The sequence below is a fragment of the Tolypothrix sp. VBCCA 56010 genome, from assembly GCF_050875635.1.
Taxonomy (GTDB): Bacteria; Cyanobacteriota; Cyanobacteriia; order Cyanobacteriales; family Nostocaceae; genus Hassallia.
The window spans coordinates 26,195-44,515 of the sequence record NZ_JBPAOH010000051.1; the positions used below are offsets into that span (position 1 = coordinate 26,195).

An 18,321-nucleotide genomic window follows, 5' to 3' on the forward strand; every position below is an offset into this window, starting at 1 on the left:
TGATCGCGTTTATCTGTGGCTTTACCTAAAGCAAATCGGCTAAAATCACGCAAAGATTTTCAGGCAGTCTTCCGAGAAGGAACTCGTCGTCATGGTTCTTATTTAACATTGAGAGCCTTACGACCGTCATCTTCAAGAATGCCTTCTTTGGATGCTGTGGCGACAACTACACAACCGACTGATTCGGCAAATCCTGTCAGCACGCGCATAGGCATTTCGATTAGCACCAAAGTCAGCAAACGGGCAGTAGTTCGCAATCGGCTCAAAAGGCAGATAGCAGCAGCTTTGCATAAATTGTTGCCCAAATTATTACCAGGATTCAGGCTAGTAGTAATTGTCAAACCAACAGCCGCACAAGAGTGCGTAAGAGAACAATTTCTGCAAGAATTAGAGCAGTTGTTGGCACAAGCTGAGGTATTAAATGGGTATTAAAGAAGATGTTTATTATGAAGGCGGTCCCCATATCGGGGATTTAATTATAAACGTGCTGATTGGGCTAACAGTTGTAGGTTTACCATTGACAGTTGGGGCAATTGTCAGAGCGTTGTGGCTGCGCTACCGCATCACCGATCGCCGAGTGACAGTAACAGGAGGTTGGAGAGGACGCGATCGCACTGACGTAATATACTCAGAAATTGTCAAAGTAGTCAAAGTTCCCCGTGGCATTGGTATGTGGGGAGATATGGTGCTTACTCTTAGAAACGGTAGTCGTCTAGAAATGCGGGCAGTTCCCAAATTTCGCGAAACCTACGACTACATTTTAGAAAGAATTGCTGCCAAAAATCCTAATTTTACTGGCACTGTTAACAATTAATGGGGAGAGGGGGAGACAAGGGGACAAGGAGACAAGGAGGACAAGGAGGACAAGGAGGACAAGGAGGACAAGGAGGACAAGGAAAAATTTCTCCCTTGTCTCCTCCCTCTCCCCCATCCCCCCCTCCCCCCATCCCCCCTTGTGCGGCTATCCGTAGTGGAATATCGCCGCACGTCTATGATGATGAGCGATAAAAGCGATAAATTAGATTCAGTCAATTTACAGTAACTCAGGTTGAATTCACAATAATGGATTTTGGTATCGGCTTTCTCTCGAACAACGTGATGCTGCCAATCATAGACTTGTTCTATGGAATTGTGCCTAGTTATGGATTGGCGATCGTTGCTTTGACATTGATAGTCCGCTTTGCGCTCTATCCCCTGAGTGCTGGTTCAATTCGCAACATGCGGAAAATGCGGATTGTACAACCTCTGATGCAAAAGCGGATGGCGGAAATCAAAGAGCGTTTTAAGGACGATCCGCAAAAGCAGCAAGAAGAAATGATGAACGTCCAAAAAGAATTTGGCAATCCACTAGCAGGATGTTTTCCATTGCTAGTGCAAATGCCAGTTTTATTGGCGTTGTTTGCTACTTTGAGGGGTTCACCTTTTGCAGGTGCGAACTATAACGTTAACTTGCAAATCCTTCCTGCCGATCAAATAGAAAGAATTCAACCTCAAGCCTTTGCCACTCCTCCCCAAAACATTTACGTAGCTGATGGCGAACACGTCAAAGTGACTGCCATACTGCCGGCTGGTAACAAATTAGCGGTAGGAGAACACACCAAGATACAATATCAAACTCTTGAGGGCAAGCCATTTGAGGCAGTTACAGCAGAACACCCGCAAACTAAGTTAGTTCCGGAATGGAAAATAACTAAAGGTGAAGATAGGATAAAAATTGATGCTGAAGGCAACGTAGAAGCCTTACAGCCGGGAGATGTTACTATTCAAGGAACGATTCCCGGATTAGCGGCAGATAAAGGATTTCTATTCATTGATGCCTTAGGCAGAGTTGGCGCAACCGATCCAGATGGTACAGTCCACTGGGATATCGTCGCCATGATTGTATTCTTTGGAATCAGCCTTTATGTTAGCCAAATGCTTTCTGGGCAAAATTCCAGTGGAGGCAACCCGCAGCAAGACACGGTAAATAAAATCACTCCAGTTATCTTTTCTGGGATGTTTTTATTCTTTCCTCTACCAGCCGGGGTGCTGATGTATATGGTGATTGGTAATATTTTCCAGACATTGCAAACCTATATACTTTCCCGCGAACCGCTACCAGAGGAACTACAAAAAATCGTAGAATCTGAGAAAAAACAGGAAGAAACCGCCGGACAAAAGGCGCTGCCTTTTGAGCCAAAAAGTTCTAAGAAAAAGGCTACAGGTTGATGAAAGCAGCAGAACCGATGCAACGCGGTCAGCAGTGGTTAAAAACACTGCTGCACATAACTGGTGTAAATGCTGAGATTACGGGTGGAATAGAAACCACTCAAGGTCTGGATGGGGAGTTTCAAGAACTTGATAACTACTGGTTAACGATTGATGAAAGCAATTTAACACCAGAACAAATTCGGATCTTAATTGGCACTGATGGTTCGGTGCTAGATGCGATTCAGTATTTAGCTAACTCCGTCCTCAACTTGAACCAATCAGAGGATCGGCAAGCCTCGTACACAATCGAGTTGAACGGCTACCGCGTCAAAAGACAAGCGGAAATTCGCCATTTGGCTTTATCTGCGGCTGAAGAAGCGCGTGCTACTGGTAGAGAAGTGGAAATTAAATCGCTCAGTTCAGCCGAACGTCGTCAAATCCACACCTTTTTTCAGGATTTTAGTGATTTGGAAACTTACAGCCGAGGTAAAGAGCCGCATCGTTTGCTTGTGGTGCGTCCAGCTCGTTTGGAATAATTTTATTTCCAAATCTGGGCTGTGGTTTAAACTCATGATTGATTTTTGATTGGACGCGAAAAACATCGCGTCTTTAATAATAAATTTCGGAAAACCGTAAATAGTTGCGATCGCACCCTCTAATAGTAAAAGCTAAACTAAATAATGTAAAATCAGCAGAAATGCTGATAATGATAACTTTTCGTTCTTGATGTCTCACAATCCTATGGACGCGATTTACATTCCGCAGCTAACTAAAGCCCCGGAGCGGACAGAGGAGATTCAGGTTAAAGAATTTCTGCCCGGTTTAGAAACGTTGACACCAGTTCGCGGTAAAATCCGCGTCCAGCATCTAGGAAATTACCTGCAAGTGTCCGGTCAAGCAGAAGCAATTATTACCTGTACCTGTAACCGCTGCTTGCAAAACTACAATCATCGTGTAGTAGTTGATACAAAAGAAATTATTTGGTTAGATGAAGCCGCTAACGAAACAGAAGACTTGCCTTTAGAGCGGGAAGTACCTATGGAGGATTTGCTAGAAACTTTATCGCCAGAGGGATATTTTTATCCTAGTGAATGGCTCTACGAGCAGATGTGTTTAGCAATACCTCAGCGTCAGTTGTGCGATAAGAACTGTCCGGGTATTATTCCAAGTACTGCTACTAACTCGGAAAAACCAGTAGATCGGCGCTGGGCTGGGCTAGAAGCTTTGAAAAAAGAACTTCCCGGATAGGTTCGCACGTTCCCACACCCGCAGGCCATTGGTCACAAGTTAAAAGTGAGCGAATTTTGTCAATAGGTCTTTGAGTAGAAATAAATCTGCATAAGAATGATAATCGTGCCGTGGCGGGGGAAGGACATATTTTTGACAAAGATAGAGCTAGTTTTTGGAGAAGAAATCTTGATGAAATTTCTGAAAGGACAATTCTCTTGACAAGAATTACTAAACAAGAAATCTTTGATAAGTTTGGCAAATATGACTCACTTACAAATGACGATATTAGGAACTTAGTACACCTCACCATAAAAAGGGGTCGGAATTTTAATTATGGTAGGTTGGGGAGCCAGCGCTGCGGGAGGGTTTCCCTCCGCAGGCGACTGGCGTTGGAGCACAGCGCAACCCAACATGAAATTTGAGATTTCCAACCCTAATTTATGAAACGCTGTACTTAGTGATTAAAAAGTCTGAAGCTATTTTGCGATCTAGAGAGTCTGAGCCAAATACGTAAATATCCGATTTATTTTGTTCTTTACTACAATCATACGTTACACTTTTTATGCGTAAACTACTAATTGATACAGATACTGCTTCTGATGATGCTGTAGCAATTATGATGGCCCATTCTTGGACAGATGTACAAGTTGTTGCAATAACAATTGTTAATGGAAATGTGTCTGTTGAACAGGGTTTGAAAAATGCACTGTACACGTTAGAAACTTGTAAGGCTATTACACCTGTGTATGTTGGGTGTAAAAAACCAATTCTAAGAAAAAGTAATTATGCTGAATGGTTTCATGGCAAAGATGGCATGGGAAATATGTACTATCCCGATTCACATATCAAACCCAAAATGTCACATGCAACTGATGCAATCATAGATTTACTAAAAACTTATCCTGATGAAATTACCCTCGTCACCTTGGGGCCTCTTACAAATATTGCTATTACATTAAGCCGTGCTCCTGAAATTGCTTCCCTAGTTCCTCGCTGTGTAGTAATGGGTGGATCTGCTAATACAGTTGGTAATGTTACACCTGCTGCTGAATACAATATTTGGGTAGATCCAGAAGCAGCAAAGGTCGTTTTTCATAGTGGAATGCCAATTGAAATGGTTGGTTGGGAACTCAGCCGATATACTGCCGCATTGACCTCTACTGAAATCGACATGATTGAGGCTTTCGGAACAGATAAATCGCTTTTAGCAGTGAATAGCAATCGATTTTCTTTTGAAGCTTCTAGAAAACTACAAGGAGCTATTGGATTAACACTAGCAGATCCAGTAGCGATGGCAGTTGCTCTTGATCCTACGATTGTAACCCGTCAAGGCAAATATTTTGTAGATATAGAAATAACAAGTGATCTAACTCGCGGTATGACAGTTATTGATGAATTAGATGTCCTTCATAAAGAACCAAACATAACTGTAGTTCGAGAAATTGACATACCAAGATGGAAAGAGATTTTATATAGTTGCTTAAGAAAATAGAAGCGATCCCTCTTTGGGACTTCCAACGAATATGGGGTTGAGCCGAGTCCCAGCTTGTAGGGTGCGTTAACGCAGCAGGGCACCATATTCTCGTTTATCGTTTTAGTCTCTAGCTGGGAACGCCTTACTTCCGGGCTGCTGCCTCCACAGATTCTATGATATGTGAGGGAGCAGCCCTCACTTATAGCATTCCCAATCTGAGACTGGGAACGAGAAGTTGGGTGGGGTTCAAGATTCACCTTCAGTGTTGCGATTTTGCAATATATCGAGAATGCGGTTATTTTCAGTTTGTAAACCTCTAATTTCTGATTGCATTTGCAGCATCTCTATGCGAATGTCTCTAATTTCCGCCACAACGGTATCAAAATTGCCCTGCATAGTTTGAAAATTGCGCTGAATCGTTTCAAAATTGCGTTGATGCTGGGTAACTGTTTCAAGAAGAGCGCTAACTGCTAAACGCATGTCAATTAGGTGATCTTCCATTCGGTTGATGCGATCGCCTTCTGTCATAAGTTGATTTGTTAAGCTGGCATGGGGATACTTTAATTTTAATTTTGGTAGCCTTTGTACGCACAAGGCTGCACTTTAAAAAATGTCAGTTGTCTAACAGCCGCGATTTTTCAATCGAATCTTCAGATTGATCTAATTTGTCTAAAGCATCCAGGATAGCTTGACGCATAAATCCTGAGGGATCGGATAAGCTTTTTACTCGTTGATATATTGAGTTTGTAACCTTAACTGCAAGCATTTTATTTAAAGGTTCATCTCCTGACGGAGAAAAGCCATAATTTTTTAAATCTGGATTTCCGCCTTTTCGAGCCATTAATAAACTATACGAATATTGACTTATTAGCAGGTTAACCAATATATAAATAATTAGTGGCTATCAACTTTACACGGCGGATAGCCACCAAATCCACTTTGAGAAGTAGACAATATTATGTTTACACGATCGCAACTCGAAATTAAAACTCTCAACGAATTACGCGATTTATGCCGCAAGTACGGCATTAAACCAACAGGCAACCCAGGTTATAAAATCAGCTACATCACCTGTTTGATGACATTCCCTGAGTTAGCTATCAAGCAAATCAGGGAGGCTAGGGAACTAAAAAGACCTAGCTGGAACAAATTTGAAGCTATCGGGGAATGCTTGGATGAGATGGGCTGGAAACTGTAACTTAATTGCTACCCATATATAGACACAGTTCCTCCGTGCAGGGGTAGTAGAGACCAAGCAACAGCACGTCTGTACTTGGTAAAAAGACAGCAATCTGATATGCTTGGGGAGCGATAAAGCCGCCGTTAAATCGGATGTTTTGCAGTACTTTATCTATTTGACAAGCCTTGCACAACTTTTATTAAGTTGAATCCATAGGCTTAATTTACGTTAAAAAGTAATTCCCAATGTTTTTGAGGGAATAGGGGGATTGCCGTTTATCCCTGTAGTTTTAGGACTTTGGACTAAGATTACAAACGTCGCTGTCCAGCATTGACTACTTTTGGGTAGCTTTGTCTAGATTCCTATGAGCGGTACACCCACTGATGAACAGTCAGCACTGATTAAAATGACGATGGAGGGCAGAAGGATGGCTTATCCTAGCGGTTTTGACCAAGAGATGCTGCTTTCTATTTATAAGGCGAAGTTGCACTTGGAACAAGCGATGGATATGTTAAACCTGTAAGCTTTAATTCGCACCCTCCTTACGGGGAGGGTTTTTTTGTGTTGGGAGTTGGACTTAGGCAAGAGATGGAAAAACGAACCGCAAAGACGCGAAGCGCGAACGCGTCTTTGAAGGAGAAGAACACGAAGGAAAGAGGTTAAGAAGAGTTTTTGTGTAAGTGTTTAAAGTTAAAGAAGTTTTTTAAGTTTCAAATTGGTTTGGTACGCGATTTAGTAGGAATGGTGACAATATAAGGGTTGATAGGAGTACGTTCATGACCTTCCGTGAAGAGTTTAAACTGCTGCTACGCGCTCGTTATCCTTTAATCTACATTCCTACTTATGAGGAGGAACGGGTAGAAGCAGCGATTCGGGAAGAAGCGGCAAATCAGGGCAATCGTCCGGTGTATACTTGGGATTTTGTGGATGGCTACCAAGGCAATCCGAATGATGCGGGGTTTGGTCGTCGCAATCCGTTGCAAGCTTTGGAGTTTGTGGAGAAGTTATCGGCTTCTGCGCCGGCGGTGTTGATTTTAAGAGATTATCATCGCTTTTTAGAAGATGTGGCGATCGCTCGCAAACTCCGCAATCTTGCCCGTCTTCTCAAGTCTCAACCGAAAAATATCGTTCTACTGTCACCTAGAATCGCCATCCCGGACGATTTAACTGAAGTTTTGACGGTTTTGGAGTTTCCTTTGCCGGCAGCCCCTGAAATCAAAGGAGAGATAGAACGTTTGTTGATGGCGACTGGTGGTAATTCACTTTCTGGTAAAGTTTTAGATGACTTGGTGCGCTCTTGTCAAGGGCTTTCGATGGAAAGAATTCGCCGGGTTTTGGCTAGGGCGATCGCTACTCATGGCGAGTTGCAACCAGAAGATGTAGATTTGGTTTTGGAGGAGAAGCGGCAAACTATTCGCCAAACGCAAATTTTGGACTTTTACCCCGCGACTGAGCAAATATCTGATATTGGCGGATTGGATAACCTGAAAGATTGGCTGCTGCGTCGGGGTGGTTCTTTTACTGATAGAGCGCGTCAGTACGGATTACCGCACCCGCGTGGTTTAATGTTGGTGGGTATTCAAGGAACTGGTAAATCATTGACGGCAAAAGCGATCGCACACCACTGGCATTTACCATTACTACGTCTGGATGTGGGACGGTTATTTGGTGGTTTGGTGGGTGAATCTGAATCGCGCACGCGCCAAATGATACAAGTTGCTGAGGCTCTCGCGCCTTGCATTTTATGGATAGATGAAATAGACAAAGCCTTTTCCGGGCTTGGTAGCAAAGGTGATGCGGGAACCACTAGCCGCGTCTTTGGCACATTTATTACCTGGTTAGCCGAGAAAACCTCACCCGTGTTTGTCGTCTCCACCGCGAACGACATCCAAGCGCTACCACCGGAAATGCTGCGGAAAGGGCGATTTGATGAAATTTTCTTTGTTGGTTTACCCAGCCAAGAAGAAAGAAAAGCAATTTTTAACGTTCATTTATCCCGACTGCGCCCGCATAACTTGAAAAGTTATGACATAGACAGGCTAGCTTACGAAACGCCGGATTTTTCTGGTGCGGAGATTGAGCAAACTTTAGTGGAAGCGATGCATATCGGGTTTAGCCAAAATCGGGACTTTACTACCGACGATATTCTCGAAGCAGCCAGTCAGATTATCCCCCTAGCGCGAACCGCTGTGGAGCAAATTCAAAAACTGCAAGAATGGGCAGCGTCAGGGAGAGCGCGTTTGGCATCGAAGCATAATCCGTTAAGCGATCGCATTCAACGACAACTGCAATAATAAGTCAGAAGTGATGAGTTAAGAGTTATGAGTTATAATCTTTGACTTTAACCCTTAACTCTTAACTTCTATGGTGCAAAGGTTCTAAATATGATAATTTCTAACGTACTAAAGTATATACTTGGGATTTTCTTGGCGATCGTTGTTTTAATTGGTGGTGGGGTTGCAACTGCGCTGTATTTTATGAATCGAACTGCCATAGCTCCTGCTAAACCTATTTTTGCTAACGATTCACCGGAGATAAAAGCACAAGCTCCCAAAACTCCAGGAGCATCACCCGCACTCACCCCTACCCCTGTTGAAGCCCAAACTCCCAAACCAAACCCCACTCTTACTTTATCACCCGATACTGCGGAATCAAAAAAGCCATTGCCACCGGGAGCTTACCCTGCGCGTGTTAGTTGGTCTCAAGGCTTGATTTTGCGAGCAGAAGCAAAACAGGATGCTGAACGTGTTGGTGGAGTTGGTTTTAATCAAAAAATCTTTGTCTTGGAAGAAAGCGCAGATAAAGTCTGGCAAAAAATTCGCCTCGAAGGTAGCGATACAGAAGGTTGGGTAAAAGCAGGTAATACTCAAAAAGTTGACGCTCAAGATAATTCCCAACCAACGCAACAATAAAGGGGAGTGGGGAGTGGGGAGTGGGGAGTGGGGAGTGGGGACGCTTGAAAGAGGAGTTTTCACGCTTTTTTGTCAACCTCGTTCATGAGTAAAAGTTAGGAATTAGCGCAAAAACGGCAACAAACCTTTTTCCTGTGAACTCTGCGTCCTCTCGCACCTAGAATCCGGGTTTCTTGAAGAAACCCGGATTCTAAGAAGCTGGAATTATATCATAAAATAAGTATCTTGATTCAAAAAGACAATTTTAATTAACCAACTCAAATCTGCAAGAAATAACTTTTTAACCAAGGTGTAATTAAGTGGTTTTAAAGTTTTTGTTGTACATGGTATTCTAATAGCAAAAAAAATTGCAACCTTACCGGAAAGCAACTCTATCGGTGTGTTGTTAATCAGTACAAAACCATTTGTAGATGATTGACTGTTGTAGCCAACAGTCGCCAGCATACAGAGATAAACTTGTCAACATCTGACATGAACAACGTAGGTTAGCGTGCAAGCTAAATACTGCAACAAAAATTTTTATAACCCGAAAACTTGGAAAAATTATGGAAACCATTGGTAATTTTGGTATAGTCTCAACCCACGAGGCATCTAAAAGCATCGAGGTTGTTCCTCTGGGCATGAATTTTAAATTTTTTAATAATTGGAAAAACTTCTCTAGCGTTGCCGCGATGCGCCTATTGTCTGTAGCGCTAACTATGGGTATTTTAAGTATAGCTGGACAAGCTATGGCACTTCAGAAGCTGGGAAGTAGCGGTAATGATGTCAGAAATACCCAAAGTTGTTTGAAAAAGTTAGGCTACTTTAAGGGTCCTGTGACGGGTAAGTTTGCTTCCTTGACTCAGAAGGCTGTAATCGGGTTTCAGCGTGCTAATAGACTACCTGCTGATGGAGTTGTGGGTATCAGCACGCTAGCATCGCTGCAACAAGCATGTCAAGCGAGAAACCCTGGTGGTAATGTTGGTAATCAAAGCGGCGACTTGCGGCAAGGTAGTCGCGGTGCTAGAGTCTCTAAGCTGCAACAAGATTTACGCCAACTAGGTTACTTTTACGGTCCAGTCAGTGGTTACTTTGGTTCAGATACTCAGCAAGCAGTGATTAGATTCCAGCAAGCTTCTGGATTGCGTGCTGATGGTGTTGTCGGTTCCAGAACCATACAAGCAATACTCATCAGACGTGGTGAAGGTGAAGGTGGGGAATATCCTGTTCTCTCTGAAAATAGCAGTGGTCCAGCCGTAACCAGATTACAACAGTTATTGCAACAGGCGGGTTATTTTAATACTAATCCCACCGGTCGCTTTGGATCGATTACCAGAGATGCTCTAATTGCATTTCAACGCAATGCCGGTTTACCTGCTAATGGTGTGGCAAATCGCCAAACTTGGGACGCATTACTGAGAACTTCTCAAGAACCGACTCCACCAGGAGTCAGTATCTCTACTGAGCAAATCAGAGAACTGCAACAGCGTTTGCGCGATCTCGGTTATTTTAACACTAATCCAACTGGTAATGTAGGTCCTGTTACCATAGATGCTTTGCGTCGATTCCAACAAGATTATAGGCTTTATGCCGATGGAATTGCCGACATTCAAATACTCGAAGCTGTACGTAGAGCCTGGGAAGATAGATATGCTAATCAAAATCAACCCAACAAAAATTATATCTCTGTAGGTGACAGGGGAGATAATGTTAGAGCGCTCCAAGAGCGTTTAGCGCAGTTAGGTTACTTTAATGGTTATCCTGACGGTTATTTTAGCGAATACACCAGATCGTCTGTAATTGCATTCCAGCAATATTATCGACTCAATCCGACTGGGGTTGTCGATTCGCAAACTTGGCAAGTATTAGGGTTGAATGGTTCGCCGGTAGCGAATCGTCCTAACAGTAATCGCTATGTGGTAGTGGTGCCAATTTCCAATAACAATACTCTCAACATAGTGCGTCAATATGTACCTAACGCTTTCCCCGCTGAATCGAGATTGGGTAATTATGTGAATGCGGGAGCATTTAGCGATCGCACCCAAGCAGAACAGCTTTCTAGAGATTTGCGATCGCGCGGTTTAGATGCACGCGTAGATTACTTTTAAAAGTTAGGGTTTGGGAGTTAAGAGTTAAGAGTTAAGAGTAAGGAGGCGCGGAGTTGTAGAGACGCGATATATCGCGTCTGTACGAGTTAAAACTCTTAATTGGTAACTTTTTCCTAATTCCGCTCTTCCCCCACTCCCCCACTCCCCCACTCCTCCACTCCTCTCTAATCTCATGCAACTAAACGAGAAGCACTTAATCGGGGAGATTTGCTTTTTCGTAATAGTTTCGTAGCATCTTCAGCTAATACAGGACGACTGAAAAAATATCCTTGCATTAATTCACATTCTAAAATTCTTAATAAATTACGTTGTTCTTCAGTTTCCACTCCTTCGGCAACAACTGCAAGATTCAGTCCATGTGCCAAAGCAATTATTGCAGTTATTATTGCGGCATCATTACTATTTTTAGTCAAATCGCGCACAAAAGATTTGTCAATTTTTAGAGCGTGAATGGGAAATTTTTTTAAATAATTGAAAGAACAATATCCAGTGCCAAAATCATCTATAGATATATAAACGCCCATATTATTTATTTCATTCAAAATTGCTGTTGTAAATTCAGCATTATGCATCGCAATACTTTCGGTAATTTCTAACTCTAAATACTTAGGATTCAATTGAGTTTCTAATAATATCTGCGTGACTAACTTAACTAAATTAGATTGCTGAAATTGCCGTGCAGATAGATTAACGGCTATAGATAATGATGGAAAACCAAGAGTATCTTGCCAAGCTTTATTTTGAGCGCAGGCAGTTTTGAGAACCCATTCACCAATTGTGACAATCAGTCCAGTTTCTTCGGCAAGTGGAATAAATTTTTCTGGATAAATTAAACCTAGTTTTGGGTGTTGCCAACGCAGCAAGGCTTCCATCTTTATTATTTCACCCGTACTGATGTTAACTTGCGGTTGATAATAAACTATAAATTCTTCCCGCTCTAAAGCATAATGCAAGCTATTTTCTAAACTTAATAATTCGGATGCTTGAGAATTTATAGCTGAGTGATAAAACTGATAGTTATTTCGTCCCTGTGACTTCACGCGAGATAACGCTGCATCGGCATTTTTAATTAAGGTTTCTCCGTCTTCTCCATGCATCGGATACAGCGCAATTCCAATACTAGCGCTGATATGCAAGTGATGATTTTCTATATCAAATCCTGGTTTTAATGCTGCCAATATATGTTGGACAATATAAGCTGCTTCTTTAGCATCATTAATTTCCGGCAAAAGTAAGGTGAATTCATCACCTCCCCAACGCGCAATAAAGTCACTTGAACGCAGATATTTGGTGAGACGTTGAGCTACACTTTGCAACAATTTATCGCCAAGGGCATGACCTAGTGTATCATTAATAGTTTTGAAGCGGTCTAAATCCAAAAAGCACACAGCTAGTTTTTCTTTTTTTTCACGCGCTTGTGCCAATGACTCAGAAAGCCTTTCATTGAATAGTACTCGGTTAGGTAAATCAGTCAAAAGGTCATGCAAAGCTTGATGACGAATTTTGGCTTCTGCTAATTTGTGAGCGGTGACATCACGAAAACTCCAAACTCTACCGACGATTTTGCCTGCAATGCGCTGCGGTTGCGAATAACGCTCAAATACTCTGCCATCTTTGAAGGCGATCGCATCATAAATTTGTGCGTCTGGGTTAAGGTATAATTCTCTGACTGTGGCAAGATACTGTCTGGAGTCTTGTAACTGTTTTATCGCCATTCTCAAAGCTTTTCTGTAATTTCCTGACTCCATCAACGAGTCGGGAATACACCACATTTGCACAAACTTTTGATTAAAACCTGTAATATTACCTTTATTATCCACCACTAAAATACCATCGGCGGTGGATTCTAGTGTTGCTTGTTGCAAAGAAAGGGATTTTTCTAATTCTTTTTGTACACGCTTGCGTTCGCTAATTTCCCTTTGCAATTCGGGTGTATACTTTTCTTTAATCAATGTTTCAAGTGCATCTTCTGTTGAAAGCAAACCATTTATATCTTGTTTGCAATAACTAATATCTTTTAAGAAGCCAAAAGTATTGACAATTTGACTTTCACTATCAAGTGTAATTTGCATATGAACTTCTAACCAACGACAACTACCATCTTTGGTTATGTAGCGAGTTTCATATACGTAGTCTTTTATTCGCTGTATCTTAAGAATTTTCAATAATTCTAAGTTGCGTTGGCGGTCTTCTGGATGAATATAATTTAAAAAACTCGTACCAATACTTTCTGCAAGTGTAAATCCAGTTATTTCTGTCCATACCGGATTGAGAAATGTCCACCTACCCCAATTATCTGTTTGAAACAATATTTGCTTGTTGCTGTTAATAACTTCGCACTCGTTTTTCTTACTATCTAGCGATGTGTTTTTACTTACATTGTTGGTGTTTATCTGATTAGCCGCTTGTATGTTTCTGATTTTTGCCAAAAGAGAATTTGAGATACATAAGATAATTAAGATTGCTCCTAAGCAGGTGAATAAACCAACCATCAAAGTTATCATGGTAGTCTCTGCTATAATAGATAGTGTTTGATTTTTTTATAAAAATATTTTTTAGTTTCCACAACCAATAATTTATATATTTGCCGAAAATTTTTATCTTGTATTTCATTGTTTATTTTATTTTTTGCTATTTCAAAGCAATTTTATCCGATGTATTTGCCGTCAATTATGTCTCAATCAAAGAAAAATGCAAGTTGGATAAATGAAATTATCAGGGCTTAATCAATTTTATATTCCAGATTCTTGAGCAATTTTGATTTATAATTTTCTGTTTTTCAATAATATTGTACATAATTAATATCAAAAACCATACCTGGATTTTGGTAAAAGTTAAAAATAAGCAAATATTATATGATTATTTGTCTATTTTATGTTGATATTATTAATTACCTGTAATTAAAATTTAGACAATCTGTCATATCAAAACCTTTAATTTTTAATATTTGACTTTTCTTAATATTTTATTAATAAAAACGTTAGAAAAATTTGCATTTTGTTGTTATCTAAATGTACAAATTTTTTGGATGTATAGAGTAGAACAATTATAGCTATAGACTCAAATACAATCAGTTGCTGGCTGGAACTTATGATAGCGATAAAAACAGCTATGATTACATCGACAAATGCAACTGTGAACCAAGCTTCGTTTTATTGACTTCAATCCTAGCTTGAAAGGCTTCTTTCAGATGGGGCATATGAGTTACAGTGAGGATGCAGGCAAAATCAGAAGCGATCGCATTAATCGCGGCAATCAGGCGATCGCATCCTTCGGCATCCTGTGTACCAAAGCCTTCATCTATAATCAACAATTGCAACGCTGCCCCTGCCCGTTGCGCTAATAATTTCGCCAAAGCTAAACGAATCGCAAAGTTAATTCTAAAAGCTTCTCCACCTGAGTAAGTTTCATAAGCTCGCGTTCCTCTCGCATCAGCAATTAAAATATCTAAAGTGTCTATCAACTTGGCATTTTTCTTCGCTTTGCCGCTTCTTCCCGCTTTCTGCGTAACAAATTGCACATGCAATTGATTCGCGCTCAATCGCGAAAGCAATTGATTTGTCTCAGCTTCCAGTTGAGGCAAGACATTTTCAATCATCAATGCTTGGATGCCATTTTTACCAAAAGCTTGCGTTAATTCCTGATAAACGCGCTGTTGTCGCTTGGCTTCTTGCAGTTCTTGCTGCTGTTGCAGGAATTGAGTTTGCAGCATTTCCAGATGGTGAGCAACTTGTTCTAAACGTCCTAATTGCCCGATTTTTTCGTCGAGTTCTCGTCTGCGTGCCGCAATTTGTTGCTGTAGGGTTTCAATTTGAGCAGTTGGGTTTGCTGTTTGTTCAAGTTGGGCAACGATGCTTTCGAGTTGGCGCTCAATTGTTTGCTTTTCGCTCATTCTCGCATGTCTGGACGCTTCTAAGTCTTGAAATCTCACTTGAAGTTGCGGATACTGCTGTTGAGCCGACAACAGTTGTTGATAGCGCAATTCCCAAGATTGCGCTTTGCGTACACTTGTGCGAATATGATTATGCTGCTCGGAACTGTAATTAATTTCGGCAATGTGTAGCTCAAGGGCGGCAATTTGTTTGGCAGATTCAGAATTAGTTTGAAGAAGCTGAATTTTATTTTGTAATTCGGCAATTTGCGCTTCAATTTGTGGTTTTCGTGCTGCTATTTGCGAACTTCGCTTGGTTGCGTCTTTAATCTGCTGAAGTTTAATTTCTGCCCATCGCCAGCGCTCAACTTCACTGCGGGCGAGAGCGTGGTCTTGTTCGTTGTAATTTAGTTGTTGAAGATATTCGTTTAATTGCTGTAATTCGAGTTGTTTTTCTGGAGCATAATCGCCAACTTCAAGCGATCGCTCTAAATGCTGTTTTTCGGCAGCAATTTGTTGTAGTTGTGTTTCCGCATCACTGGTAGACTGAAGTTGTGCTGCTAATTGTCCTCTTTGTTCGCGCAAAGCATCATAACTCGCCAATTTTTGCGATATTTCCCGGTATTCCTGCCTGAGTACCTGAATTTCTCTATCCGAGAATGCCATTTGCTCTCGAAATACCCATAACTGATCTTCGGTATCCTTGTACTCTGCTTTAGTTTTATCTGCGACTCGATTCCAGTGATGTTCATCCAAAGGACGTTCGCACAATGGGCAAAGTGCATTTGGATTTTGCAGCATTTGTAGTTTTTGATTTAGTTCTCCCAATACTCTTTCATATTCTCGTTGCTGCGCTTGCAAGCGTTCGATAAAGTGACGCCTTTCGTGTCCTTTTTCCTGCACTCGTTGCAGATAAACTCGCTTTTTCTCTAATTCTTCAATTTGCGTTTTTACATCCATCACCGCTTGTTGCAACTGCGGTTGGCGTCCAAAAGCGCGTTGCAGTTGATTTTCTACTTGTTGGAGTTGTTCGAGACGTGCTACCAAAGTGGCACCAACTCGATCTAATTGGCTCTGCAAAGTCGCTTGCTGTTGCAATAAGGGAGACACTTGCATTTGTAGTTGATCTAAATGAGCAACTCGGTTACGCGCTTTTGTTAGCTGTGCTAAAGCGGCTTCAACTTCGCTTTGATTGGTGAGAGTATGTTGAATTTCTCGCTCTTGTTGCTGCAAAACTTCTAATTGAGCGATCGCTTGTTGCAATTGGCGTTCGATTTCGTTAACTTGTTTGGTTAATTGCTGTTGTAGTTGTTGACGCTGTTGTATTCGCTGTGTATATTCGGCACTCTTTACGCTGAAAGATTCTTCTTGAGATTGCAGCGTTTGATATTGCGCGTAACCGGCTTTTATCTGGGTTTCTTGACTTAAGATTGTTTGTAAATCTGAAAGTTGACTTTTAATTGCTGACTGTTCTTGTTGCAGGCGATCGCAATCAGAACTCAGATTTTGGTATTGTTGCCTGACAAAGCTCAATTGTTCAGCCCAATTTTGGCGCTGATGCTGGACAACTTGCAAACTTTGTAATTGAATATTATCAAAAGCTTGTATTTGTTGCAGCTCGTTGAGTTCAACTTCTAATTCTGCTTGTTGTGCCTGTGTAGCAGAACGTTGTTGCAGTTGAGTTTTGCTCGACTCCAAAGAACGCTCTAATTCTTCTACCTTTGCTTTAAACTGACGAGACGATTCTTTTGCTCGTTCTTCCAATTCATCGTATTGATTTAGCTTTAATAACTCTGCTAAAATTTCTTTGCGTTCGTTCGGACGCTTGAGCATGAACTCGTCTGCACGACCTTGACGCAAATAGGCAGAGTTAATAAAAGTTTCATAATCGAGCTTAATGTGTTCTAAAATTACATCTTGAGTCGCTCTTACCCCTTTGCCGGTAAGTGCGCGAAACCCAGAAGGTGTTTCCACTTGAAATTCTAAAACGCCAGTTCCACCGCGAGGGCGGGTGCGAATAACTCGATAAATTTGCTGATTGCTTTGAAAAGTGAAATCAACTCGAACTTCTTTCGCACCAGAATGGATAACATCATCTTCAACACCGGCGCGGCTTTCACCCCAAATCGCCCAAGTGATAGCTTCGAGAAGCGAAGATTTACCAGCGCCATTGGAACCACAAATACAAGCCGTATGCAAACCGCGAAAATCTAAAGTTGCATCACGGTAACTGAGAAAGTTTTTGAGGATTAGTTGTACTGGGATCATCGAGGCTATAGCGCCACATCTACATTTTATAAAAAACAGTACAGATGCACTTAAGATAGTTTAGCTATTTGGAAATCATGTTTCTAGTATTGAAGACTTTAATTTTACAAAAATTAACAATTTTAATCGTCATATTTTTCTTGTTATGCAAAAATTTTTTATTTTATTGAGATAAAAATTAACTTGCCGCTGGCTTTCGCACTCACTGTTAACCGAGAAGAAAGCAGGGGGATAAATAAAGCAGACAAGAGAAAAACTTTACCTTAGAGTAGTAGCGGAAGCTTTGTTCCCTAATGCTTGCTTTCTTATCGCTGATGAAGAAAAATCGGAAATATAATTTCCGATGATAGTCTATATAATATTAGACGAATTTTTTTATAAGAATAACGCAGACGTTATTTTTGGATAATCTAAAAAATCAAATTGTCACATACGCGATCGCTTTGTTTAACCTTGACCGAGGTATCAACACAATATATGTACCTACTGCAAATTTTGTCAAATCTATAAATTGAGGGCGACTCTTTTCGTCGATAACTGCGAGAATCAAAGAACTAATCACCATGATTAGTGTTACTCTTTTGCGCTCCTTTTCTCCAACCACTGCAAAAATAGTTGATACTTTAATGGCAACTGCGCTCGATTTGATTAATCCTGAGCATTTAAAAAACTGGTTTACGAACTGCTGTTACTGTACCTCCTAAACCGGCAATCTGCTGTAATTTAGGTTATCTGAAACTGGATAATTTTTTATGATTACTATGAAAGCTCCTTTGTTATGTACAAGAACATAAATTATTCTCGATTTGCAGTTAATTTAAGTCTAAGCAAACTACTAAGTTTGAGGGCGTGGTAAAGTTCGATCTAAAAGATAATTAGTCATAAAGTAAAATAATGCAATTAAGATAATTCCAGGTATTGTAACTGATAACAAATTTCTTGTTTTTTCTGAGCCAGCTACTTCAATAGCAACGGTTAATAGAATTGCAGTCATCCCATTTTGATGGGGAGCATCCCAATTTTGCCGCAATACCCTTGAAGGGTATCGCTATACAAACAAAGCCTGCCTTCGCAGGCTATATGAGTTTTAGAGCCTGCGAAGGCAGGCT

The 18,321-nt window shown here is 41.1% G+C and carries 17 protein-coding genes; 12 read left to right on the top strand and 5 right to left on the bottom strand.

Features of this window, described 5'->3' with window-relative positions; genetic code table 11:
• Positions 1-15 precede the first annotated feature (15 nt).
• From rnpA to AABK37_RS18585, 7 genes are all read left to right on the top strand, one after another.
• On the top strand, positions 16-432 hold the full coding sequence (rnpA, locus tag AABK37_RS18555; RefSeq protein WP_432553020.1) for a ribonuclease P protein component: 417 nt from the start codon (positions 16-18) through the stop codon (positions 430-432).
• Entirely contained in the window at positions 422-814 is a 393-nt protein-coding gene (locus tag AABK37_RS18560) for a PH domain-containing protein (protein WP_432553021.1), read from the top strand. The genes rnpA and AABK37_RS18560 overlap by 11 nt, the downstream gene beginning before the upstream one ends.
• The gene (locus AABK37_RS18565) at positions 814-1,008 is read left to right on the top strand and encodes a hypothetical protein (protein ID WP_432553022.1); all 195 of its coding nucleotides are present in this window, start codon (positions 814-816) and stop codon (positions 1,006-1,008) included. Before AABK37_RS18560 ends, AABK37_RS18565 begins: the two co-directional genes overlap by 1 nt.
• A gap of 54 nt (positions 1,009-1,062) precedes the next feature.
• Positions 1,063-2,208, top strand: a complete 1,146-nt coding sequence (gene yidC / locus AABK37_RS18570) for a membrane protein insertase YidC (protein WP_432553023.1) — start codon at positions 1,063-1,065, stop codon at positions 2,206-2,208.
• Positions 2,208-2,726, top strand: coding sequence for a protein jag (locus AABK37_RS18575; protein WP_432553024.1), 519 nt, complete (start codon positions 2,208-2,210; stop codon positions 2,724-2,726). Before yidC ends, AABK37_RS18575 begins: the two co-directional genes overlap by 1 nt.
• 205 nt (positions 2,727-2,931) lie before the next feature.
• Positions 2,932-3,438 carry a YceD family protein gene (locus tag AABK37_RS18580; protein ID WP_432553038.1) on the top strand — a complete coding sequence of 169 codons (507 nt, stop codon included), beginning with the start codon at positions 2,932-2,934 and terminating at the stop codon, positions 3,436-3,438.
• A 544-nt stretch (positions 3,439-3,982) separates the two neighbouring features.
• Positions 3,983-4,912, top strand: coding sequence for a nucleoside hydrolase (locus tag AABK37_RS18585; protein WP_432553025.1), 930 nt, complete (start codon positions 3,983-3,985; stop codon positions 4,910-4,912).
• Positions 4,913-5,140: 228 nt separating this feature from the next.
• Here the strand turns inward: AABK37_RS18585 and AABK37_RS18590 are convergent, their stop codons facing one another.
• Together AABK37_RS18590 and AABK37_RS18595 are read right to left on the bottom strand one after the other, a co-directional pair.
• Positions 5,141-5,422 (bottom strand): hypothetical protein, encoded by a 282-nt coding sequence (locus AABK37_RS18590; protein WP_432553026.1) that lies wholly within the window; start codon positions 5,420-5,422, stop codon positions 5,141-5,143.
• Positions 5,423-5,507: 85 nt separating this feature from the next.
• Positions 5,508-5,735, bottom strand: a complete 228-nt coding sequence (locus tag AABK37_RS18595; protein ID WP_432553027.1) for a hypothetical protein — start codon at positions 5,733-5,735, stop codon at positions 5,508-5,510.
• Between the two features lie 117 nt (positions 5,736-5,852).
• Here AABK37_RS18595 and AABK37_RS18600 point away from each other — a divergent pair, with 117 nt between their 5' ends.
• The 4 genes from AABK37_RS18600 to AABK37_RS18615 all read left to right on the top strand — a co-directional run bounded on the left by AABK37_RS18600 (position 5,853) and on the right by AABK37_RS18615 (position 8,986).
• Positions 5,853-6,092, top strand: coding sequence for a hypothetical protein (locus AABK37_RS18600; RefSeq protein ID WP_432553028.1), 240 nt, complete (start codon positions 5,853-5,855; stop codon positions 6,090-6,092).
• Between the two features lie 346 nt (positions 6,093-6,438).
• Positions 6,439-6,597, top strand: a complete 159-nt coding sequence (locus AABK37_RS18605) for a hypothetical protein (protein ID WP_432553029.1) — start codon at positions 6,439-6,441, stop codon at positions 6,595-6,597.
• A 253-nt stretch (positions 6,598-6,850) separates the two neighbouring features.
• Positions 6,851-8,368, top strand: coding sequence for an AAA family ATPase (locus AABK37_RS18610; RefSeq protein WP_432553030.1), 1,518 nt, complete (start codon positions 6,851-6,853; stop codon positions 8,366-8,368).
• A gap of 90 nt (positions 8,369-8,458) precedes the next feature.
• Entirely contained in the window at positions 8,459-8,986 is a 528-nt protein-coding gene (locus tag AABK37_RS18615; RefSeq protein WP_432553031.1) for an SH3 domain-containing protein, read from the top strand.
• Between the two features lie 204 nt (positions 8,987-9,190).
• Here the strand turns inward: AABK37_RS18615 and AABK37_RS18620 are convergent, their stop codons facing one another.
• On the bottom strand, positions 9,191-9,430 hold the full coding sequence (locus AABK37_RS18620; protein WP_432553032.1) for a hypothetical protein: 240 nt from the start codon (positions 9,428-9,430) through the stop codon (positions 9,191-9,193).
• Positions 9,431-9,531: 101 nt separating this feature from the next.
• Between AABK37_RS18620 and AABK37_RS18625 the strand changes: the two genes are divergently transcribed.
• On the top strand, positions 9,532-11,073 hold the full coding sequence (locus AABK37_RS18625; RefSeq protein ID WP_432553033.1) for a peptidoglycan-binding domain-containing protein: 1,542 nt from the start codon (positions 9,532-9,534) through the stop codon (positions 11,071-11,073).
• 170 nt (positions 11,074-11,243) lie between these two features.
• Here the strand turns inward: AABK37_RS18625 and AABK37_RS18630 are convergent, their stop codons facing one another.
• The gene (locus AABK37_RS18630; protein ID WP_432553034.1) at positions 11,244-13,502 is read right to left on the bottom strand and encodes a sensor domain-containing protein; all 2,259 of its coding nucleotides are present in this window, start codon (positions 13,500-13,502) and stop codon (positions 11,244-11,246) included.
• A gap of 686 nt (positions 13,503-14,188) precedes the next feature.
• Entirely contained in the window at positions 14,189-17,212 is a 3,024-nt protein-coding gene (gene sbcC, locus AABK37_RS18635; RefSeq protein WP_432553035.1) for an exonuclease subunit SbcC, read from the bottom strand.
• Positions 17,213-18,321: the final 1,109 nt, after the last annotated feature.